Source organism: Mucilaginibacter corticis, assembly GCF_007558865.1.
Taxonomy (GTDB): Bacteria; Bacteroidota; Bacteroidia; order Sphingobacteriales; family Sphingobacteriaceae; genus Mucilaginibacter; species Mucilaginibacter corticis.
On the sequence record NZ_VLPK01000004.1, the window covers coordinates 372,859 to 393,976 of the forward strand.

The 21,118-nt window shown below is 43.7% G+C and carries 21 protein-coding genes; 13 read left to right on the plus strand and 8 right to left on the minus strand.

What is annotated here, in order from left to right; translation table 11 throughout:
• Positions 1–48 precede the first annotated feature (48 nt).
• The 4 genes from FO440_RS20280 (at position 49) to FO440_RS20295 (ending at position 5,133) form a co-directional block, all read left to right on the plus strand.
• Entirely contained in the window at positions 49–2,796 is a 2,748-nt protein-coding gene (locus FO440_RS20280; RefSeq protein ID WP_144250123.1) for a glycoside hydrolase family 2 TIM barrel-domain containing protein, read from the plus strand.
• A 208-nt stretch (positions 2,797–3,004) separates the two neighbouring features.
• Positions 3,005–3,787: an ABC transporter ATP-binding protein gene (locus tag FO440_RS20285; RefSeq protein WP_144250124.1), complete on the plus strand. Its 783-nt coding sequence runs from the start codon at positions 3,005–3,007 to the stop codon at positions 3,785–3,787.
• 9 nt (positions 3,788–3,796) lie between these two features.
• Positions 3,797–4,546 (plus strand): ABC transporter permease, encoded by a 750-nt coding sequence (locus tag FO440_RS20290; RefSeq protein WP_144250125.1) that lies wholly within the window; start codon positions 3,797–3,799, stop codon positions 4,544–4,546.
• A gap of 284 nt (positions 4,547–4,830) precedes the next feature.
• Positions 4,831–5,133: a hypothetical protein gene (locus tag FO440_RS20295; protein WP_144250126.1), complete on the plus strand. Its 303-nt coding sequence runs from the start codon at positions 4,831–4,833 to the stop codon at positions 5,131–5,133.
• A 102-nt stretch (positions 5,134–5,235) separates the two neighbouring features.
• Here FO440_RS20295 and FO440_RS20300 read toward each other — a convergent pair whose 3' ends face one another.
• The 6 genes from FO440_RS20300 to FO440_RS20325 all read right to left on the minus strand — a co-directional run bounded on the left by FO440_RS20300 (position 5,236) and on the right by FO440_RS20325 (position 9,258).
• Complete coding sequence (locus FO440_RS20300) at positions 5,236–6,867, minus strand: ArnT family glycosyltransferase (RefSeq protein WP_144250127.1); 1,632 nt, start codon at positions 6,865–6,867, stop codon at positions 5,236–5,238.
• Between the two features lie 78 nt (positions 6,868–6,945).
• Positions 6,946–7,161, minus strand: a complete 216-nt coding sequence (locus FO440_RS20305) for a hypothetical protein (protein ID WP_144250128.1) — start codon at positions 7,159–7,161, stop codon at positions 6,946–6,948.
• Positions 7,162–7,185: 24 nt separating this feature from the next.
• Entirely contained in the window at positions 7,186–7,653 is a 468-nt protein-coding gene (locus FO440_RS20310) for a VOC family protein (protein ID WP_144250129.1), read from the minus strand.
• 110 nt (positions 7,654–7,763) lie between these two features.
• The gene (locus FO440_RS20315; protein ID WP_144250130.1) at positions 7,764–8,288 is read right to left on the minus strand and encodes a hypothetical protein; all 525 of its coding nucleotides are present in this window, start codon (positions 8,286–8,288) and stop codon (positions 7,764–7,766) included.
• 80 nt (positions 8,289–8,368) lie between these two features.
• A complete protein-coding gene (locus FO440_RS20320) occupies positions 8,369–8,980 on the minus strand; it encodes a DUF2238 domain-containing protein (RefSeq protein ID WP_144250131.1) in 612 nt (203 codons plus the stop codon).
• Positions 8,981–9,021: 41 nt separating this feature from the next.
• Positions 9,022–9,258: a hypothetical protein gene (locus tag FO440_RS20325; RefSeq protein ID WP_144250132.1), complete on the minus strand. Its 237-nt coding sequence runs from the start codon at positions 9,256–9,258 to the stop codon at positions 9,022–9,024.
• A gap of 186 nt (positions 9,259–9,444) precedes the next feature.
• Here FO440_RS20325 and FO440_RS20330 point away from each other — a divergent pair, with 186 nt between their 5' ends.
• Entirely contained in the window at positions 9,445–11,949 is a 2,505-nt protein-coding gene (locus FO440_RS20330; protein WP_144250133.1) for a PAS domain S-box protein, read from the plus strand.
• 9 nt (positions 11,950–11,958) lie between these two features.
• Here the strand turns inward: FO440_RS20330 and FO440_RS20335 are convergent, their stop codons facing one another.
• On the minus strand, positions 11,959–13,161 hold the full coding sequence (locus FO440_RS20335) for a sensor histidine kinase (protein ID WP_144250134.1): 1,203 nt from the start codon (positions 13,159–13,161) through the stop codon (positions 11,959–11,961).
• Positions 13,162–13,302: 141 nt separating this feature from the next.
• Positions 13,303–13,854 carry a ferritin gene (locus FO440_RS20340; protein WP_144250135.1) on the minus strand — a complete coding sequence of 184 codons (552 nt, stop codon included), beginning with the start codon at positions 13,852–13,854 and terminating at the stop codon, positions 13,303–13,305.
• Between the two features lie 91 nt (positions 13,855–13,945).
• Here FO440_RS20340 and FO440_RS20345 point away from each other — a divergent pair, with 91 nt between their 5' ends.
• From FO440_RS20345 to FO440_RS20375, 8 genes are all read left to right on the plus strand, one after another.
• Complete coding sequence (locus FO440_RS20345) at positions 13,946–14,251, plus strand: DUF4342 domain-containing protein (protein ID WP_144250136.1); 306 nt, start codon at positions 13,946–13,948, stop codon at positions 14,249–14,251.
• A gap of 32 nt (positions 14,252–14,283) precedes the next feature.
• A complete protein-coding gene (locus FO440_RS20350) occupies positions 14,284–14,925 on the plus strand; it encodes an SGNH/GDSL hydrolase family protein (RefSeq protein WP_144250137.1) in 642 nt (213 codons plus the stop codon).
• Positions 14,926–15,129: 204 nt separating this feature from the next.
• Complete coding sequence (locus FO440_RS20355) at positions 15,130–16,671, plus strand: carbohydrate-binding domain-containing protein (protein WP_144250138.1); 1,542 nt, start codon at positions 15,130–15,132, stop codon at positions 16,669–16,671.
• Between the two features lie 139 nt (positions 16,672–16,810).
• Positions 16,811–19,138: a S9 family peptidase gene (locus FO440_RS20360; protein ID WP_144250139.1), complete on the plus strand. Its 2,328-nt coding sequence runs from the start codon at positions 16,811–16,813 to the stop codon at positions 19,136–19,138.
• Positions 19,139–19,592: 454 nt separating this feature from the next.
• Positions 19,593–19,922, plus strand: a complete 330-nt coding sequence (locus FO440_RS20365) for an ArsR/SmtB family transcription factor (protein ID WP_144250140.1) — start codon at positions 19,593–19,595, stop codon at positions 19,920–19,922.
• A 32-nt stretch (positions 19,923–19,954) separates the two neighbouring features.
• On the plus strand, positions 19,955–20,533 hold the full coding sequence (locus FO440_RS20370) for a DUF6428 family protein (RefSeq protein WP_246104282.1): 579 nt from the start codon (positions 19,955–19,957) through the stop codon (positions 20,531–20,533).
• On the plus strand, positions 20,534–20,659 hold the full coding sequence (locus FO440_RS25000) for a hypothetical protein (RefSeq protein WP_262711500.1): 126 nt from the start codon (positions 20,534–20,536) through the stop codon (positions 20,657–20,659).
• Between the two features lie 10 nt (positions 20,660–20,669).
• On the plus strand, positions 20,670–21,086 hold the full coding sequence (locus tag FO440_RS20375) for an arsenate reductase ArsC (protein ID WP_144250220.1): 417 nt from the start codon (positions 20,670–20,672) through the stop codon (positions 21,084–21,086).
• Positions 21,087–21,118: the final 32 nt, after the last annotated feature.

The following is a 21,118-nucleotide window of genomic DNA, read 5'->3' on the forward strand; positions in this document are numbered from 1 at the left end:
TCTACTATCATTAGCTTAGCGGTAATTTAACCAATTTCAGCAGTTAATATGAAGCAATTTTTGGGTGCCTGTTTGGGGCTTGTCATCTCGCTAAATTCGTTCGCGCAATCAACAATTATAAAATATTTATCGGGTACGGATAAAGACCATACCGTACAATGGGACTTTTTTTGTACCGATGGCCGGTTAAGTGGCAAATGGACAAAAATTGCTGTGCCATCGTGCTGGGAACTGCAAGGTTTTGGCGGCTACAATTACGGCGGCGATAAGAATAAGTTTCACGAAAGCGGCCAGTACAAGCACGAGTTTACCGTAGGTCCTTGGACCGGTAAACGGGTCTTCATTGTATTTGAAGGCTCCATGACCGATACTAAAGTGATGATAAACGGTAAGCAGGCTGGCCCCATACACCAGGGCAGTTTTTACCGCTTTAAATATGATATTACCGACCTGGTAAAATTCAATGCGCAAAACTTACTGGAAGTTACGGTAGATAAAATGTCGGCAGAAGCGTCTGTAAATGATGCAGAGCGTAACCGCAGCGATTTCTGGGTGTTCGGCGGCATCTTCCGCCCGGTATATTTAGAGGTTGTACCTGCTACTTTTATAGCCCACACTGCCGTAAATGCCAAAGCCGACGGTTCATTTCAACTGGATGTTTATGCCCAAAACCTGCACAATGACGAAACCGTTACAGCACAGGTGCAGACACTAAGCGGGCAAAATGTGGAGGCGCCATTTTCTGTACCTGCAAGTGCAACAGCAGATCATCTTGAACTGAAACATAATTTTGACAAGCCCGCTTTATGGAGTTCAGAGTTTCCTAATTTGTACCAGGTTGTAGTAACCATCAACAACAAACAGGGTGTTGTGCATACCATTAAACAAAAATTCGGCTTCCGTACCATCGAAGTGCGCCCGCAGGATGGCATTTATGTAAATGGCGCCAAAACGGTTTTAAAAGGAACTTGTCGCCATAGCTTTTGGCCTGAAACCGGTCGCACACTGAGCCATAAGATCCAGGTGATGGATGTGAAGCTGATGAAGGAGATGAACAACAACGCGGTACGCATGTCGCATTACCCGCCTGATGCTGATTTTTTAGATGTGTGCGATTCGTTAGGTGTTTACGTGCTGGACGAGCTAACCGGCTGGCAGGCAAAATATGATACCATAGTCGGTCATAAATTGGTTAAAGAGATGGTTATTCGCGATGTTAACCACCCATCGGTTGTGTTTTGGGATAACGGTAACGAAGGTGGTTTCAACTTCCAGCTGGATAATGATTATAGTTTGTATGATCCGCAAAAACGTGTGGTGCTGCACCCGTGGTCAAACTTTGACAACGTGGACGCGCATCACTATCCCGATTATAATTACATCACGAAAACGGTAAACACCGGCAAGGATATTTTTATGCCTACCGAATTTATGCATGGCTTATATGATGGCGGGGCAGGCGCTGCGTTAGAAGATTTCTGGGATCAGATGGTGACCTATCCGCACCTGGGTGGCGGCTTTATATGGGCATTTTTGGATGAATCTGTTATCCGTACCGATAAAAATAACACCTATGATGGCACAGGAAACCGCGCGCCTGACGGCATATTAGGCCCACACCGCGAAAAGGAAGCCAGCTTTTATACCATCAAAGAGATCTGGTCGCCGGTATACATTAAACCCAAGCCTATCGATAAGACCTTTAACGGCAAAATAGAGGTGGAGAACCGCTATGTGTTTACCAAACTAAGCCAGTGTAAATTTAAATGGCAACTTGTTAAGTTACCATCGCCCCAAAGCAAAAGCACAAAGGCTATAGCAACCGCCACCGGCGCGCCATTGCCGTTAGAACTGGCTCCGGGAGAAAAAGGAACACTCGACTTGCATTTACCCGCAACATGGGCAAAAAACGATGCCCTGTATTTAACCGCGTATGGCCCTCATGGCGAAGAATTATTTACCTGGAGCTGGGCTATCAAATCGCCGGCAGGTATTGCCAAAGCGCCTGTAATTGCATCAAAAACTATCACAAAAACAGAGGGTGGTAATGATCTGGTGATTAACGCCAATGGTAACAAGTACTACTTCGATAAAACTACCGGGTACATTGAAAAAGTGGTTAAAGGCAAAACTACCATCTCGTTATCAGGCGGTCCTGTATTAGCGGGTGTTAACACCACTTTGAAAAAATTCACCTTTGCCGATACTCCAAAGGCATGGTTTGTTAACGCGGATTACGAAGGCGACGCTACCCTGCATGTAAAGTGGACCTTTGAAGTTGGCAAGCCCGTTAAACTGGATTACACCTACACCCAAACCGGCGATGCTGATTTTATGGGCATCACATTCAATTACCCTGAAGACAAGGTTACGGGCATGAAGTGGCTGGGCAGAGGTCCTTACCGGGTATGGAAAAACCGTGTGCCCGGCCAGCAATTTGGCGTATGGCACAAAGATTACAACAATACCATAACCGGCGAAAACTGGGGTTACCCCGAATTTAAAGGCTACCACGGCGAGGTTAACTGGGCGGTGATTGAAAATAAAGAAGCACCGTTTACAGTTTACAGCAATAATAAAAACATGTTCCTGCAAATGTACCGCCCGGCCAGGGAGCAGGATGCGCTGTCAAACAATAATGTGGAGCCATCGTTCCCTGATGGTAATATCGGGTTCCTGGATGCTATCAGCCCGATAGGTACCAAGTTCCAGGCAGCCAAATCCATGGGTCCGCAAAGCCAAAAGAACCATGCTACCGGGCAGCCGGTTAGTAATACGCTTTGGTTTGAGTTTTAAGGGTGTTAATTAAATAAAAGCAACAACCCTCTTTATCGCTTGCGAAAGAGAGGGTGGACGAGCGAAGCAAAGTCCGGGTGAGTCAACATAACATTAAAAGGACCTTAATGAGTTTACGCTATCAAACGTGCTTATTAAGGTTTTTTCATGTATAAAGATTTGCTATTATTGTAATATTGATCTGCCAATCTCAAAAAGCAATAATTACATGACCGTCACGCAGGATAAATATATTTTAAAGGTTGATGGCCTTGGTGTTACCTATGGTAACGTCGTAGCTGTAAAAAACGTCGGGTTTGGTGTGTTGCAGGGCGAGATATTCGGCCTGCTAGGGCCTAACGGCGCGGGCAAAACCAGCACGCTTAGCGCCATTGAAAGCCTGATAAAATTCAAGACCGGAACTATCGAGGTGGACGGTTACGATGTGCAGCAAAAGCCGCTGCATGCCAGGGCATCAATGGGGGTACAGTTGCAGTCAACCAGCTTTCAGTCCGAGTTGAATGTGATCCAGATCCTGCAGCTTTTCTCGGGTATCTACGGAGTGCCTATGACAAAGGATAAGATCAACCAGGTACTTGACGAAATAGGACTGGCAGATGCGGGCAAGAAGAAATTCGGGCAGCTCTCCGGCGGGCAGCAGCAGCGGGTGTCCCTGGTTATCGCTACCATTCATAACCCTAAACTGGTATTGCTTGACGAGCCTACTACAGGTCTCGATCCGCAATCACGCCGTCAGCTTTGGGAACGTATTGAGGCTATACGCGATAAGGGCCACTCGGTATTACTCACCACGCATTCCATGGAGGAGGCCGAAGCTGTTTGCGACCGCATTGCCATTATCGATCATGGGACTGTTGTGGCAGTGGATACCCCGGAGGCCTTGATCAACAGGCATAAGGATGATCCGGAAGTAATAGCCGTATCGCGCCGCGGAAAAGTAACTTTAGAAGATGTGTTTATAGCCCTTACCGGTAAAACCGTAAGAGCCTAACCAAATATTATGGAAACTATAGTACCTAAATCATCAACTGTATTTGCCACACTGTTTCGGGCTGATCTAGCTACCGCTGTCAGCAACCGCCGTTCGGTTGTTATATCGTTATTAGTGCCGATGATCATATTAATAACCTGGAAAGGTTTGATCAAGCTGATAGGCGGGCCAGCTGTACTGGCTACATCTATCACCATCGGTCTTATTGCCATCGGCTTAATGAGCTATACTTTATCCATCGCCCGCGACAGGGATAAAGGCATCTTCCAGCGGTTAAGGGTTGCACCGGTGCCCACCTGGGCAATCATGGCCAGCCGTATCAGCATCCAGATGGTAATGATCATGGTATTAACCTTGGGGACGTTTATTATAGGATACCAGTATGATGGCATTTCATTAAATGCGCAGGGCTATATACTGACCTTTGCCGTGGCTATTTTAGGCGGCGCGGTATATCTTAGCCTGGGGCAGCTGATAGTGGGCCTGATCAAGAACTTTGAAACCATCAATGCCACCACCCGCATCACCTACTTCCTGTTTATTATGGTGGGTATGGTAGGTGGTATTGATTCAATGAACGCCACTGTAAAGAAGCTTGTCAACTTCTCGCCTTACGGATGTGTGAAGATGATGCTGGCAGGCAGCATGGAGGCATCCAAATGGACCTCTGACACCTCTACTGCTGTTATTGTATCCATCGCCTACATTGTAGTGTTTGGCGGTATTGGTATCAGCAAGTTTAAGTGGAATACTAAGTAAACGTGCCCTAAGTGTAACAGGTGTACCAAACTGAATGTGTCCCAGTGATACACTTTGATATACCAATTTTTGTAATTGATTGATATTTAGTAAATTGATTTTATAAAATTGACCTCGTGATACAGTTTGGCACACAAATCCTGACACCATTTTGCTGAATACTATTATTTAGAGCTTTCAAAAACGAATTTTCTCGGTAATAATTTCTTGACAGGTTTTTCAGTTGTGCATAATAAACAACTGCAATATTTCTTTGGCGTAACATTTGCTTACAATCGTAAGCTATGACACCACAACTACAAGTACAGGAGTTTTTGAACAAACCTTTTCGGTCAAGAAATTCATATTTTGAATTTAATTTTTACTTTAAAGATGACTACAAAGGATTGATGGAAATTGTTTATCTGCTAAAAGAACAGACTGAATTTCTAAAATTTGAAATAGATTATATTGGTGAAAAACCTATAATGAAGTTCAACGATGTTCAAATTATTTTGCCTACCGGGGATAAGATCAAAGGATTTGATAAACCGGTAAGTGACGCTCTGTACTTTTTAACACACGAAATTTCTTATATATCAAACTAAAAAAAGGCTAATCAGAAACGGTTAGCCTTTTCTTTTTTTAAATGTGAACGCTTCTTTCCATTAATTGATCGCATAAATACTACGATGTCTTTAATTTATCTTCTACTTCCCAAACGGAACCAAGCCATTTAACTGGCGATACAAAGGATAATCCGGCAATGGTTTAGCCGACTGATGAAAATTCTTACAATAATAAACCTGCAGGTGTTCTTCAACTACGCCGCCGCGGATGATCGGGATATCGGGTAATTGGGTAATGCTGTCAAAAAATGGCGTGCCGTCGGCTTTAATGGTTTCATCATATGCGTGTGCCTCGCCAATGATCACGCAATCTTTACCCACCAGCGTTTTCGGGTCTACCAAAAAGGCAAGGTTGCGCGGGTCGCGGTTAAAGGCTACAATGTCTTTTTTACCCCTAAGCGCCCAATCTACCTTGCCGGCCAGCCACCAGCGGGTGCTGCCTGCAAAAACGTTGGGGTTTTTTATCCAGCCTTCTTTTTCAAAGCGGGTCATTACATCATCATAGTCAACACCCTGTATGGTGGGATCAATTTTACCGCCGCCAAGGCTGGCCACCCATTTGGGGCCATAGCTTTGCCAAAAACCGGTAACTAAATGCAGGCCCAGCACAATTATGGTAATGGTTGTAAAGCAGATAGAGAAATTTAGCCACCTGCGGGTTAAACGCCGGCGTTCATCGTCGCGACTGTTTAAAGCTTTATCTATGGCAAAACCCAATGGCATAAACAGCATCATGTAACCGGGGGCCTGCCAGTGAAAATGGTATTGCAGATCGGCCCACAGCGTTAGTACGGTAAAAAATACAATAGGCAATACCGACATCCAGAAGTTAAAGCCATATTCGGCCTTTACGCGCTCTTTGTAGGCAATAAACATTTGCCTGATGGTAGGGAACCAGATCCATGGCAATAACCATGCAGCCTGCCCGGCTATACTACGGAAAAACCAGTCGAAATGGATCTTAAATGCCTCGTCGCGCGTGCCTGCCCTTGAGCCTTGCCACACAAACGATACCCAGTTGTTTTTATAGTTCCACCAAATTACCGGTGTGGCCATGATAATGGTGATGACAATAGCCAAATAAGGGCCGGGGTGTGTAAGCCAATGCCGCTGTTTTTTATTGGTGAGGATAAACATAAACACACCCGCGAATAAAAACAACACATGGTACTTGCTTAAAGTTGCCAGGCCCATGCAAATGCCTATTACTATCCACAACCAATAAACTTTGCCTTTATCGGCTTTGGGATCAAGCGGTTTTTCTTCGCCAATACCCAATACCTTAACAATATACCAGGTGCTTAACAGCCAAAAGAACATCAGTGGCGCGTCGGGCTGGTACCAGCAGGCAACGCCTACGGTAAACAGCGCGCTTAAATTCATTACGGTAACGGCCCAAAATCCTGCCGCGGCATTAAATAGTTTACGCGATAAGGCGAACAACAGCCAGCTTGTACCGGCAAACATTAATACATCCGGAAAACGGAGGCCAAAATTAGTTAAACCAAACAGCCTGATACTCGCCCCGCCTATCCAAAAGAACAGTGGTGGCTGGTCAAAATAACTCCAGTCTAAATGTATAGCACCCCTGAAATAATATGATTCGCCGTTACCCAGGCCGGTGTAGGCAGCAATCAGTAAGCGGACAAAAAAAGTAACAATAATTAATACCAGCGTATATTTTGCGGCGTTTTGTTCTGTTATTTTCTTCATCGCGTATTTAATGGCAGATAATTTTTACCGCGACAAATCTCTAAAAAAAATACGAGTATTAAGAATAAGCACAAAGAGTTAGTCAGCCTTGCGCAATTTGATCATTTTTTGCACCAGTATAACAACCATCGCTACAAAAAATACCGAACCAACTGCAGAGCTAAGGATCCGCCAGAATACATGCGTTTGCAAAGCACGCAGAAGTGTGCAAACAGCATATACTGACATAGCCAAATTAATAAAAATTGATGTTTTTACCTGCTTAAGCTGATCTGTAGGTGTTGGAGATTGCATGCTCAAAGCTATAAAATAAATTAATTATTCACCTGCTTTTTCCAGCGCGGCTATATCAAGCTTATCCATAGCAAGCATGGTCTGCATTACCTTATTTGCTTTTTCAGGGTCGCTGTTATGCAACAAGCTGCCCAGGTTTTTAGGTACTACCTGCCATGAAAGGCCAAACTTATCCTTAAGCCAGCCGCAACGGCTTTCTTTGCCGCCATCTGTCAGTTTTTCCCAGTAATAATCAATTTCTTCCTGGTTTTCGCAGGCTATAAACAAGGATATAGCTTCGGTAAATTTAAACATTGGGCCACCATTTAGCCCCATGAATTTTTGTCCTTCCAGCTCAAATGTGGCGGTCATAACAGTGCCCTTCGGGCCGGGGCCGTTTTCGCCGTATTTTACTTCGTAAAGTAATTTTGAGTTTTTAAAAATTGACGCGTAAAATTTTATGGCTTCGTCAAGATTGTTATCGAACCATAAAAACGGGGTTATCTTGCTCATGGTGTTTTGCTTTGGCTGTTTAAATTTTTAACAAATTTAACCGGCCCGGGTTTTAAAGCTAAGGGCTAAGCGAGACATTTATAGGGTTTATTGGAGACAAAATTTAATACTTAACTAAGTTTTACTTCACCGTCGGGAGTTTGCGTGGTTTTCTTTTTGGATCTTAGTTTTATCAATTGATAGATCACCCCGACAACAAAAGTCAGAGTTAATACCAGCAATCCTTTTTGGATCAACGGATCATTTGGGCCGCTTGCCAATGGATTGGAAATAGGCAGCCTGGTTAGCGTTTCAACAATCGCCGGTATGCAAGAAAGAAACAGCGTCATAGACATGACCACTACCTGCACATATCTTGCTATCTTACTAACCAGTGGGATTGATTTGGCATAAATGCCGATAGGCAGCAGTACAAGTACCACCACTCCAAGGCCGTGCGCACCGGTAAAATGCCCGGTTTTCATGATGGGGAAAGAGGTAAGACAAGTAATAATAGTTAATATGATATATAACCGGCCCTGTTTGTTTTCGGGCACTATTTTTCCGTCACTAAATAAACAATAAGCTCCGGCAAATAAGGCAAGTACACTAATGGCGGTGTGGATGATTCCAAGGATCGAAAGATGGTTCGGCATGGCTGTGATGGTTAATGTTAAAGGATATTTAATGTTAAGGAAAATCAGCCATAAATCAAAGTAAAATATTGAATGTCAGATTATTTTGCTGTTACAGTAAACTGCTTTATTACCGCGTTATGCACTTTAGCAAATAGCGTTACCATACAAATGGCGCCTATGGTGGCAAAAAGCATATCAGATTGTGTGTCCCAGATATCGCCTTGCGTACCCAGGAACGAGTCGCCCGAGCTGCCTGAAGTAACAGATACAAACCACTCTAAAAATTCATACAACATACTTATCCCCATACAAACAGAAACGGTTAAAACGGCTATCCATCCTTTCTTTTGGATCACATTCTGGCGGATAAATATTTCGCGCGTGATCATCGCCGGTACAAAACCCTGCGTAAAATGCCCCAGCTTGTCATAGTTATTACGCGATTGATGAAATACATCCTTAACCCAGTTAAACAACGGTACCTGCGCGTAAGTATAGTGCCCGCCTATAAATAGCACGAAACAATGTAATAGAATAAACACGTAGGTCAGCGTTGTGAAACTGAACCGCCTGAAAGTAAAAATTAAAACAAAAAAGCCTATGATAGCCGGAAAAACTTCAAGTATCCAGGTAAAATAATCATGTGGATGTATAGCCGAAACCAGTAAGCCGGCGAAGAACAGAAGGATAAGGATACAGTATTTTTTCACAGCTTAAATGTAAGTTAAACTAAGCTATAAAAAATACGGCGTTAAATATTATATCCTTCCAGTTGTTCGGCTATCAGGTGCAGCGTGTCCTCGGGCAGTATGCCCGGGTTTTTGCAGATGTGCAGGATCTTGTGATGATCGGGTTCAAAGCCTGCAATAAATTGGCCGTCTTTATAGATCTCGTATTTGCATTTTTCGCCATCGTGGTGCATATAATCCCTGATCTCAAAATGCTGGTTCTCATTTTCAATAAGTACAGATATTTCAAACTTTTCCATGGTTGCAAATTAGTCTATAGTTAACAAACTATAAGGGGCAATTGTTGTTATAAAACAAAGCGGTAATTGAGGGATAAATTCTTTGCCTTTTTTGGTATTTTTAATGTCGTAAATATTTTTATTATTGTATTATAAAATAAAGCAAACCAACCCCGGACGCCCTAATTTCAACCCGTACAAAAATATATGACAGAGAATATCCAGGCCGATATTGACGCGGTTAACCACATCCCCATGGTATCGACCCTGTTAGAGGTGATCTGCCGTACAACAGGTATGGGATTTGCCGCCATAGCGCGTGTGACAGATACAAAGTGGGTGGCTTGTGTTGTAAGGGATGAGATCAATTTTGGTTTAGTGCCCGGCGGCGAATTGAAACTGGAAACTACTATCTGCGACGAGATCCGCCAAAGCGGCGAGCCGGTAATAATTGATCATGTTTTACAGGATGTGCAATTTCAAAACCATCATACGCCGGCTATGTATGGTTTTCAGAGTTATATCTCGGTGCCTATCTTCCTGAAAAATGGCAGCTTTTTCGGGACCCTATGTGCTATCGACCCCCGCCCGGCTAAAGTGAATACGCCCGAAGTGATAGGTATGTTCAGGCTTTTTACAGATCTGATAGCCATGCACCTGAATACTTTCGAAAAATTAGCACAATCAGAAAACTATCTTTTAAAAGAACAAAAGCTTTCTAAACTGCAGGGGCAATACAACAGGGAGCTATCTGACGCCAATGCCAAACTGCAGCAGGCTATTGAGGCGGGCAAGATGGGTACCTGGAGCATAGACCCGGTTACGTACCGGGTAACCATGTCTGATTTTATTAAAGAGCTGTTTGGTTTCCCGTTAAATGAGGAGATAGCTATCGAGCGTATTGTCGAAGCTATGGACCCTGAGTATCAGCAAACTTTAACTGATATTTTAACCGATGCTATCCGGAATCATAAAGACAGTGATATTGAATACCCAATAACCAATATCATCACCAAAGAGCAGAAATGGGTACGCGCCACCGGTAAACTCTTTTTTAATGAAGACGGTTCGGCAAGCGAATATTCAGGGATGTTGATGGACATTACCGAGCGTAAACTGGATGAAGAAAAACAAGCCATGCTGGCGGCTATTATCGAATCATCAGAAGATGCCATCATCAGTAAGACGCTGAACGGTATAATTACCAGTTGGAACCAGTCGGCAGAAAAATTATTCGGATACCTTGAAAGCGAAACTATCGGTAAACATATTTCTATCATTATACCTGAGCAGCGACTAAAAGAAGAAGAACTGATCATTGGCAAGGTGAGGAATAACCAGCGTATAGATCATTTTGAAACTATCCGTAAAACAAAATCGGGCAGGGAGATTTCTTTGTCATTGACGGTTTCGCCTATCCGGAATGAGCAGGGGAAGGTAATAGGCGCGTCAAAAATAGCACGTGATATCAGCGAGAGAAAATTGTCTGAAGAACGGTTGAAGAATTATGCCGAGCACATGGAAATAATCAACACCATTGGCCAGGTAATCTCTGCCGACCTGGATACGCAAGGCATCCTGCAAAAAGTTACCGACGCTACCACGCAGTTAACCGGCGCGGCGTTCGGCGCATTTTTTCATAACCAAATTAATGAAAAGGGCGAATCTTATATGCTGTATACCTTATCCGGCGCGCCGCGCGAGGCATTTGAAAAATTCAGTATGCCACGCAATACGGATGTTTTTGCACCGACATTTAATGGTGATGGCATTGTTAGGGTTGATGATATTACCAAAGACCCGCGATATGGCAAAAACTCGCCGCACAAAGGGATGCCGGCGGGACATTTGCCTGTAGTGAGCTATCTTGCCGTGCCGGTTAAGGCCAAAACAGGCGAGGTGATAGGCGGATTGTTTTTCGGCCATCCACAGCCGGGCATTTTTAAACAGGAGCATGAACAACTGGTGGCCGGTGTTGCCGCGCAGGCTTCGGTAGCTTTAGAAAATGCCAAACTGTATGACGAGATCAGGGTTTTAAACGCCAGGAAAGACGAATTTATAGGCCTGGCAAGCCATGAGTTAAAAACTCCGCTTACCAGTATCAGCGGCTATCTGCAAATCATTGAGCGCGGGCTTGCACCCGAAGACCGCAACAAGAACTTTATTGGCAAAGCACTCGCACAGGTAAATAAATTAACTACGCTGATATCTGACCTGCTTGACGTATCTAAGATACAAACGGGCAAACTGCCATTGTCTTATACCAAGTTTAACCTTACAGAACTGGTAAAGGATGTTGCAGAAATGATGCAGCCCAACTATGCCAGCCATAAAATTGAATTACAATATCCCGAAATGCCGGTCATGCTTAATGCCGATCATCAGCGCGTGGAGCAGGTGGTTATCAATTTGATTACTAACGCCATCAAGTACTCGCCGGGCGCTGACAAGATCACCATAACTGTAACAAGCGACAATGAAAAGGCCCGGGTTTCTGTGAAGGATTTTGGAATTGGCATTGATAAAGATCAGCAGGAAAGAATTTTCTCAAGATTTTATCGGGTAGAAAATCTTGCGTCGCATATGTCAGGCCTGGGCATTGGCTTGTACATTTGCCACGAGATCATAGAAAGGCATAAAGGCGAAATGTGGGTGAGCAGCGAATTGGGCAAAGGCTCAATATTTGCCTTTGAACTCCCGGTAAATGCCTGATCTTACAGCTTATTTTTTTAAGGAGAGGAAAAATGTAGTCCCCTCATCTAAAACAGACTTAACGTAAATATTTCCATTTAAAGCATTGATCAGGTCTTTTACAGTTGATAAGCCGATACCCGATCCTTTTTTATTATACCGGTCGGTGATTTTTAGCGTGAAGTTGTTCGAGAAGATCTTTTCATGGTATTGTTCGGCAATACCAATGCCATTGTCGGTTACTTCAAACCTATAAAATTCGTCATCTTCTGCAAACCTTACTTTAACAATACCCTTTTCTTTATTGTTATACCTGATGGCATTGCTTAACAGGTTAATAAAGATCTGCTCGAAAGCTATCAGCGACAAATGGAGCTCGGTTTTTATTTCGGGCAGTTCAACGCTGATGTTTTCAGGAACTGTTAACATGGCCAGTATTTTCTGAAAAATAGCGTCGGGGTTAAACCGCTGTCTTTTAGCGATCAGCAACGATGGCTCTTTTGAGTAGGCCAGCATGTCTTCAACCAAAACCATTAAGTTTTTTGTAGAGGTGATATTCAGGTCTACCAGCCTGATACAGCCTGCGTCCTGTATTTTTTCCTGCCGTATTTTGAGCGCCTGCGATGTCAGCAAGATACTGCTCAATGGGTTTTTGATATCATGCGCCGCCATCGATGCAAATTTTTGGATAAGCACGTTAGAGTTTAGCAACTCCTGGTTTGCGGCTTCAAGGTGCATTATTTTTCGTCGCAACTCCAGCTTATCCATTACTTGTTTGGCCAAAATTTTAAGGCTGGTGGTTTGTTGTGCGGTAAGTGTGCGTTTATTGGTATCAATAACGCAAAGCGTGCCTAAAGCGTGACCGTCTTCTGTTATTAGGGGGACGCCCGCATAAAATGTAATATTGGTTTCGCCTGTTACTAAAGCGTTATCGGCAAAGCGTTCGTCGGCCTTAGCATCTTCAACAATCATGATATCATCAAAAGAAGCAATAGCGTGGGCGCAGAAAGAAACGTTTCTGTGGGTCTCGGTAACATCAACCCCGGTGTGCGATTTAAACCACTGCCGCTCGGCATCAACCAGGCTGATCAGGGCTACAGGTGTCTGGCAAATGGCTGATGCCAGTTCTGTCAGTTCGTCAAAGTCTTTCTCTTCGGCGGTATCCAAAATATGATAAGACCTTAAAGCGTCAAGCCTGTCCGTCTCATTTATATCTTTTGTCAATAAGGGCATCAATATTTAACTGGGATTATTTACTGAAGGTACAATAATGTTTCTATGTTGGAATGATTATTAGATAGTTATACTCGCAAATAAAAAGCGAATGCTCAACAAAGTCATTCGCTTTTTATGAATATTACGCAATAAATTTAATTACGGTTTTTCTACTGTTACATCCTGTGCCAGTACCGCGTCGTCAGGGGTTTTACCAAGGTCAAGATCCAGCGCGTATAAAGCATCGTTATTTGCATTGGCACCGCCGGCAACTTTAATTTTGCTAAGCAGATCCATAGCAAGGGTCTCTTCTTCTGTTTGTTCTTTCACAAACCATTGCATAAAGTTCCAGGTTGCCCAGTCCCTTTCTGCCATACTCATATCAACAATGCCGTAGATCTTGGTTGTATTTTCTACCTCCGACTGAAAAACCTTTTCAAAGCAATCGTTCACATTCAACGGGTCCGGTCCTGGATCAGGTATGGCCGATACCACCACTTTACCTCCGCGCTTTAAAATGTATTCCAGGAACTTCATCATGTGGTTACGCTCTTCATTAGCGTGCCTGAAAAGAAAATTTGCAATACCGTCATAACCGTTATCGCTTGCCCATGAGGCATAAGCAAGATAGATCTGCGCGTTGTGCGCTTCGTTGGTCATTTGGTCGTTTAATGCTTGAGCAAGCGTAGGCGATAATCTGTTGGTTTCCATAAAAGCAGAACCAACTATTTGGGTAATAGTTTTGTACAAACTAAAATTATTTATAAATAACTACCTTCAAATAAAATTAAGGACAGGGCATATGGCAAACAAAGAATTTTTCTCGATAAACGGCGAAAGCCTGCTCAAAAAAGTTAAAGAGCTGATAGCAGAGGGTAACGTAACCCGTATAACCATTGCCGACAAGGCCGGTAAAGAAATAGCAAGCTTTCCGTTAACGCTGGGTTTGGTAGGTGTGGTACTGTTACCTATGTTTGCGGCAATAGGAGCATTGACCGCATTGGTTGGCGAGTGTACCATTATTGTTGAACGACATGATACCGATGAACCTAAAACAGAAGATATAACCAACCAGGATACTTTACGAAACTTAAATCCATCATTATAAGCCTTACCGTTTTTTTGTTGTTTGCTACCGCGATGCCTTTACGGGCGCAGGATAAACAACCCGTCAGAGAAGATATTGAGTGGATAGACGTTTACATGCCCAACACAAACGACCATGCACTGCCGAGGATACTGCTGATAGGTAATTCCATCTCGCGCGGGTATTACCCCGAGGTAGTAAAACAACTGGAGGGTAAGGCTTATGTGGCGCGGTTATCTACCTCAAAAAGTACTTGCGATCCGGCATTGAACAAAGAGATAGCTTTGATCATGAGCTATTATAAATTTGATATCGTCCATTTTAATAATGGGCTGCACGGCTTTGGCTATACCGAGGATGAATATAAAAAGGCGTTTCCCGGTTTTGTTAAAGTTATCCGCAAGGGCGCGCCAAATGCCAGGCTGATGTGGGCCTCATCTACTCCCATGCATACCACTGCTGATGCCAAAATTTTAGACCCAAAATCAGACAGGGTAAAAGAACGCAATAAAATAGCGCTCGACTATATATCCACCCAAAAAGACATTATGGTAGATGATCTGTGGGGATTTGCGATAGACCATCCCGAATACTACCAGGGTGGTGACGGTACGCACCCCATACCTTCAGGCTTTGCCGCGCTCGGACAAAAAGTAGCTGCCGAATTGACTACGCTGCTTAATAGTATCAAGTAATATTTTTAATACAAAAGCATCTTGAGGGTTGTAAAATCTTCGTTTTTAAGTATCCAACTAAAACGTTACACACAGGGATAGTAATTAGGCCTAATTTTATTGGAAATAATGAATAATAGCTATGAGCAAGTACATATTAAAACTTGGGCTTTAGCGTTTATTTATTGTTTTAAAAACATCGACCAATTACCTTAAATTCTTGAAATGAAAAACAAATTTACCCCCTTAAGCAGTTTTGCTTTGCAACTGCTATTTGTTTCATTTGTAATATTAGCCGGTTGCTCAAAAAAGAATGCACCTGGCAATAATGCACCAACCGGTCCCGGCACAACGAAAATTGACAGTACGGCAGTTACCAGCGGCCCGCCCGAAGGATCCACAGAGACAGGCGCAAACACCGATGATCTTGTTGAAAATTCAACATTTACCAGCACAATTGCTATTGCTTTTGACGCTACCGGTGCCACAATTACACCCGCTACAACAAGTGGCGTTACTATTACACAAACTAATGGCGATGTTATTATAACTGCTACGGCCAGCGGTATAGCCTATACCGTATCAGGTACAACAACTAACGGGTCTGTTAAGATTTACAGCGATAAGAAATTTGAACTTACCTTGAACGGCGCCAACATTACCAACCTTGATGGGCCGGCTATCAACATACAATCAAAAAAGACTGCATTTGTTATTCTGGCCGATGGCACAACAAATGCACTTGCTGATGCGCCGGGCTATGTGGCTTTTGGTACCGAAGATCAGAAAGGGACATTCTTTTCTGAAGGCCAGCTGGTGTTTAGCGGTACAGGTGGCTTAACCGTAGCAGGCAATTACAAACATGCTATTGTAAGCGACGATTATATCCGTATCCGTTCGGGTAATATCACTGTAACCAATTCATTAAGCGACGGGATCCACGCTAACGACGCCGTTTATGTAGATGGAGGCACTATAAAAATTACATCAGGGAGTGATGGAATTGAAGCCGAAGAAGGATATATTATTGTTAACGATGGTAATATTAACATCAACTCGATGGGTAAAGGTATTACTGCTTCGTACGATGCCGGCGATACCACCATTATGCCTTATATAAATATCAATGGCGGCACAATAAATATAAAATCATTAGCTGACAAAGGTATTTCAAGCAAAAGTGTGCTTACTGTAAATAAAGGCAATATATTATGCAACAGCAGCGACGACGCTTTTAGCGCGGCTACAGCCATGTACATTAACGGCGGTAACATTTACGCCAATAGCTCAGATAATGATGCCATGGACTCGAACGGTACCTTTACCCTTACCGGTGGCAAGGTAGTGGCGGTTGGTTTTAACACCGGCGAATCGGGTGTTGATTGCGGTACACGCTCGTTTAAAATAACCGGCGGCCAGTTAATAGGCATTGGTGCAACAACAAGCGCGCCTAATACTACCACATCAACCCAGCATTCGGCAATTTTGGGTGCAGGTACGGCCCAGATCATCCACATAGAAGCCGCCGACGGAACGGAAGCTTTAACTTTCCAGGCCCTAATGGCTTATACTACTTTGGTGTTTACAAGTGCTAAATTAAAAGCAAATACTACTTACAATGTTTATACAGGCGGCAGTGTTGCATCGGGTGTAAACTTTAACGGTTTGTACAGCAGCGGTACTTATACTAAGGGTACCAAAACAGCGGCTACCTTTACCACCGGCACATTGCTTAGTCAGATAGGCGGAACGCTTAATACGCAATAATAACTGATCTCATTATTTTTATAACAGGCGGGCAATTATAAATTGCCCGCTTTTTTTATATAAAACCATAAATAGTACTGCTTGAAAAAACTGGTAATAGCCGTATATTGTCGCTCTAAAATTAACTGTTTTATACGCAATGAATAAGTTCTTACTCACCGCTATTCCGCTGGCAATGGCAATAACCGTACATGCCCAGCAGGGAGCGGTTTTAACAGCCAAAGATTACGAGCATGCAGAACGTATGCTGGGCTACAATACCGAACCTTTAGTGAAACGCGACGGCATCCACCCAACCTGGCTGCCTGATGATCGTTTTTATTACCGTACCCCGGTTGCTGCAGGTAACCAGTTCATGCTGGTTAACCCTGCGAAGGGAACCAAGGCCACACCGGCTTTTGATCATCAGAAACTGGCCGCCGGGCTATCCACAGCTACAGGCAAACAATATACCGCGAACGAATTGCCCTTTAAGTCTTTTAATTTTTCGGCAGATGGAAAAGGTGTTATTTTTTCGGTAGATGGTAAGCAATGGAAGTTTGAGAATAACCTGGTTACAGAAGATGCCAGCGCTGTTAAAACAGCATCAACCACCGGTGCGCACAGCCGCCGCGGGGCTAAGCCTGTCGGTAACCCTAACGAGGTATTGTCGCCTAACGGACAAAAGGCTGCCTATATCAAAGATTTTAACTTATGGGTTCGCGATGTAAACACCAACCAGGAAACTCAGTTAACCACAGATGGTGTGAAGGACGATGGCTATGCCACAGATAACGCCGGTTGGGCGCAGGGTGAAGCGCCGATACTGCTTTGGTCGCCCGACTCTAAGAAGATAGCCACCTTTCAACAGGATGAGCGTAAGGTGAATAATATGTACCTGGTGCCTACAGCCGTTGGCGCGCCAAAATTACAGCAATGGAAATATCCGTTCCCTGGCGATAAAGAGATCCCGATGCTGAGCCGGGTAATTATTGATGTGGATAATCCCAAAGTAATTAAGCTGCAGGTTGACCCTGATCCGCACAGGTCGACCCTGAGCGATGATATTAAAGACGGCGACAAATGGGCCGACGTATACTGGAGCGATGATGCCACCAAACTGGTTTTTGTATCAACCAACCGCGATCATAAACAAGCTAAAGTACGCATTGCCGACGCCGCTACCGGCACGGTTCGTGAGGTGTTTGAAGAAACCGTAAAAACTCAGTTCGAATCGGGCTGGGACGCGGTTAACTGGCGCTACCTGAGCAAAACAAACGAGATCCTTTGGTTCTCTGAGCGTGATAACTGGGGACACTTGTATTTATATGACGCTGCCACCGGCAAGCTAAAGAACCAGGTAACCAAAGGCAACTGGGTGCTTACCAACGTAGTTAAAGTTGACGAAAAGAACCGTGTAATATATTTTACTGCCGATGGCCTGGAAGACGAAAATCCCTACTTTACGCAGTTATGTAAAATAGGGCTGGATGGCAAAGGCTTTACCGTGCTAACGCCGGGTGCAGGTAATCATACTGCAAGTTTCTCGCCGAAGGGTAATTTTATTGTTGATACCTATTCAAAACCTGATGTGCCGCCGGTAACCGTGTTGCGCAATTTACAGGGCAAACAAATTATGGAGCTGGAAAAGGTTGATGTCAGCCAGCTTGCTGCTACAGGATGGAAGCCTGTAGTGCCGTTTTCTGTTAAGGCGCATGATGGTAAAACAGACATCTACGGATTAATGTATGTGCCGCAAAACCTTGACCCGAACAAAAAGTACCCGATCATCGACTATATCTATCCTGGTCCGCAGGGTGGTAGCGTCGGCAGTTGGTCCTTTTATAGCGCGAGGGGCGACAATGGCGCTTTAGCTGCGCTGGGTTTTGTGGTGGTTGAGATTGAGGGTACCAGTAACCCGCTGCGCTCTAAAAGCTACCACGATATGAGCTACGGCAACATGGCCGATAATACGCTGGCCGACCAGGTGACCGGCATACAACAACTGGCCGCTAGATACCCGTATATGGATCTGAACAAAGTAGGTATCTGGGGGCACTCGGGTGGTGGTTTTGCTACCGCAGGGGCCATGTTCCGCTACCCCGATTTCTTTAAGGTGGGCATAGCAGAATCAGGCAATCATGAAAACCGCAACTACGAGGATAACTGGGGCGAGCGTTACAATGGTTTGGTTGAGAACAGTGACTACGAGGCGCAGGCCAACCAAAACCTGGCTAAGAACCTTAAAGGCAAGCTTATGCTGGCCCACGGCTTAATGGACGATAACGTACCGCCGCAAAATACCTTACTGGTAGTTGAAGCCTTAGAGAAAGCCAACAAGAGTTTCGACCTGGTGGTGTTCCCTAATAAACCTCACGGTTATGGCGAGTACTCTTACTACATGATGCGCCGTCGCTGGGATTACTTTGTAAAGAATCTGATGGGTGCAGAACCGCCTGTTAATTATAAGATCGGGCAGAAAAAATAAACAGTGCTGAACTAATATTAAAGTGGGTGGCCGGATGGTTATCCGCTTTTTTATTTACACGGGTATAGATATTAATACCGGTAGTAATAGTTGCCGTTTTTCGGGCATCGGGGCTTTTGCCGGTAGTAATATTTGCCGTTTTTCAGGTATCGGGTGTTATGCCGGTAGTAATTTTAACCGTTTTTCGGGTATCAGGCTTTATGCCGGCAGTAGGTTTTATTAATAAATAATTGTAAATGAGGTTTTTAGGTGATTTTCAAAGAGCGGTGCCTCGTTTTTATGCAATCAACAGCTATAATTTTTCGCTCGTTTAATTTGGGCGGGTTATAGTTTGAGGTGATAGCAAGATGCAAAAAACTTGTCGAAATAATGGTGGCGATAGTTTGTCGGCGAGTTTATTGTTAAATAAAATGATAGACTTCAATTATTAATCGTAATATTGCGATATAATAAAATGGGAACTACCAAATCAGAAATATTTACCGACCGTCAGAATGAGCTGGCCGTGTTGTTAAAGGCAATAGCTCATCCCGCCAGGATAGCCATATTGCAGCACATTATGGCTGCAAACGCTTGTATTTGCGGCGATCTGGTAGACGAATTAGGTTTGGCGCAGGCAACGATATCCCAACATTTAAAAGAACTAAAAAACGCGGGCATCATACAGGGGACGATAGAAGGCGTTAAGGTGTGTTATTGTATCGAACCCAAAACATGGAAGCTTTTACAAACACAACTGGCAGATCTTTTTGGCGCATATCAAGGCCAAAATACTTGCTGTTAAAAAAATTTGAGCAAATCAATCGTAATATTACAATGGATAAAATAGATACTACAACCGTAATGAACTGGCAGGATTTCAAAGCAAACCTGCTGTTACATCCTGAATTAACCCTGCAATTTCAATATGCAGCGGATATGTGGGTTGATGCCTCTTATCATATCACCGAGATCAAACAGGCGCCTATCGTATCAGTTGATTGCGGCGGAAAAATGAACAGCTGGACTGAAATTATTGTACAATTATGGGAGCCTTCCGGGAAAAACAATGCCTCTGCAATGGCAGTGGGCAAAGCCTTGTCAATTATTGAACTGGTTGAAAAAACCTTACCGCTAAACCCACTGGGGCAGGTAAAGATCGAGTTCGGTAATTCGCAATTTGATACCAGGCAAATGTACCCGGGCGAAATAGCTATTGAAGGCACAAACCTAATAGTAATGCTTAACCCTGATATCACGCAATGTAAGGCAATAGGACGGGGGCAAAGCTGCGGTACCACTGCAACCGGCGAAACTTGTTGTGAACCGGCTACCGATGAAACTAAACCTAAGATCCAATTAAAAAATCTTGCGGTAGCAGATCCATGCTGCACGCCTGGTGCAGGCTGTTGTTAAATGTTTAAGTTATTAATTAAATATAAAAAGCCGGTAATTATTACCGCAGCCGTATTGGTTTTGCAACTGATATTTGGTTGGGATGCCAAATTCTGTATCATTAACCTGATCTGGCTGTTTGTTTAAAATTAGAATGATGAAAAAAGTATTGGTGCTTTGCACCGGGAACAGTTGCCGCAGCCAAATGGCAGAAGGTTATTTGCGGCATTTTGCAGGCTATAAGGCTATGATTTATAGCGCTGGTATTGAAACGCATGGTGTTAACCCAAAAGCCATCGAAGCGATGAAAAGAGACAGTATAGATATCTCTGCCCATACATCAAACAATATTAATAAGTACATGGATATAGATTTTGATTTTGTGATAACCGTATGCGATAATGCTAAAGAAAGCTGCCCATATTTCCCCACAAAAGCCGTTAAGCTGCACCATAATTTCCCCGACCCGGCAAAAGCCACCGGTAATGATGAAGAAGTGATGCAACAATTTTGCGAGGTTAGAGACATGATAAAAGAATACGCCCGGAAATTTGTCGCGGATTATCTTGATTAAACAAAAAAGCAATGTCTTTTACCTAAATTACA

Bases quoted from the DNA above. Each gene is read 5' to 3' on its own strand.
- FO440_RS20360 (WP_144250139.1), top strand. From the start codon at position 16,811: ATGAATAAGTTCTTACTCACCGCTATTCCGCTGGCAATGGCAATAACC.
- FO440_RS20370 (WP_246104282.1), top strand. From the start codon at position 19,955: ATGGATAAAATAGATACTACAACCGTAATGAACTGGCAGGATTTCAAA.
- FO440_RS20335 (WP_144250134.1), bottom strand. From the start codon at position 13,161: ATGCCCTTATTGACAAAAGATATAAATGAGACGGACAGGCTTGACGCT.
- FO440_RS20280 (WP_144250123.1), top strand. From the start codon at position 49: ATGAAGCAATTTTTGGGTGCCTGTTTGGGGCTTGTCATCTCGCTAAAT.
- FO440_RS20345 (WP_144250136.1), top strand. From the start codon at position 13,946: ATGGCAAACAAAGAATTTTTCTCGATAAACGGCGAAAGCCTGCTCAAA.
- FO440_RS20375 (WP_144250220.1), top strand. From the start codon at position 20,670: ATGAAAAAAGTATTGGTGCTTTGCACCGGGAACAGTTGCCGCAGCCAA.
- FO440_RS20315 (WP_144250130.1), bottom strand. From the start codon at position 8,288: ATGCCGAACCATCTTTCGATCCTTGGAATCATCCACACCGCCATTAGT.
- FO440_RS20305 (WP_144250128.1), bottom strand. From the start codon at position 7,161: ATGCAATCTCCAACACCTACAGATCAGCTTAAGCAGGTAAAAACATCA.
- FO440_RS20340 (WP_144250135.1), bottom strand. From the start codon at position 13,854: ATGGAAACCAACAGATTATCGCCTACGCTTGCTCAAGCATTAAACGAC.
- FO440_RS20350 (WP_144250137.1), top strand. From the start codon at position 14,284: ATGCCTTTACGGGCGCAGGATAAACAACCCGTCAGAGAAGATATTGAG.
- FO440_RS25000 (WP_262711500.1), top strand. From the start codon at position 20,534: ATGTTTAAGTTATTAATTAAATATAAAAAGCCGGTAATTATTACCGCA.
- FO440_RS20295 (WP_144250126.1), top strand. From the start codon at position 4,831: ATGACACCACAACTACAAGTACAGGAGTTTTTGAACAAACCTTTTCGG.
- FO440_RS20355 (WP_144250138.1), top strand. From the start codon at position 15,130: ATGAAAAACAAATTTACCCCCTTAAGCAGTTTTGCTTTGCAACTGCTA.
- FO440_RS20330 (WP_144250133.1), top strand. From the start codon at position 9,445: ATGACAGAGAATATCCAGGCCGATATTGACGCGGTTAACCACATCCCC.
- FO440_RS20300 (WP_144250127.1), bottom strand. From the start codon at position 6,867: ATGAAGAAAATAACAGAACAAAACGCCGCAAAATATACGCTGGTATTA.
- FO440_RS20290 (WP_144250125.1), top strand. From the start codon at position 3,797: ATGGAAACTATAGTACCTAAATCATCAACTGTATTTGCCACACTGTTT.
- FO440_RS20285 (WP_144250124.1), top strand. From the start codon at position 3,005: ATGACCGTCACGCAGGATAAATATATTTTAAAGGTTGATGGCCTTGGT.
- FO440_RS20325 (WP_144250132.1), bottom strand. From the start codon at position 9,258: ATGGAAAAGTTTGAAATATCTGTACTTATTGAAAATGAGAACCAGCAT.
- FO440_RS20365 (WP_144250140.1), top strand. From the start codon at position 19,593: ATGGGAACTACCAAATCAGAAATATTTACCGACCGTCAGAATGAGCTG.
- FO440_RS20310 (WP_144250129.1), bottom strand. From the start codon at position 7,653: ATGAGCAAGATAACCCCGTTTTTATGGTTCGATAACAATCTTGACGAA.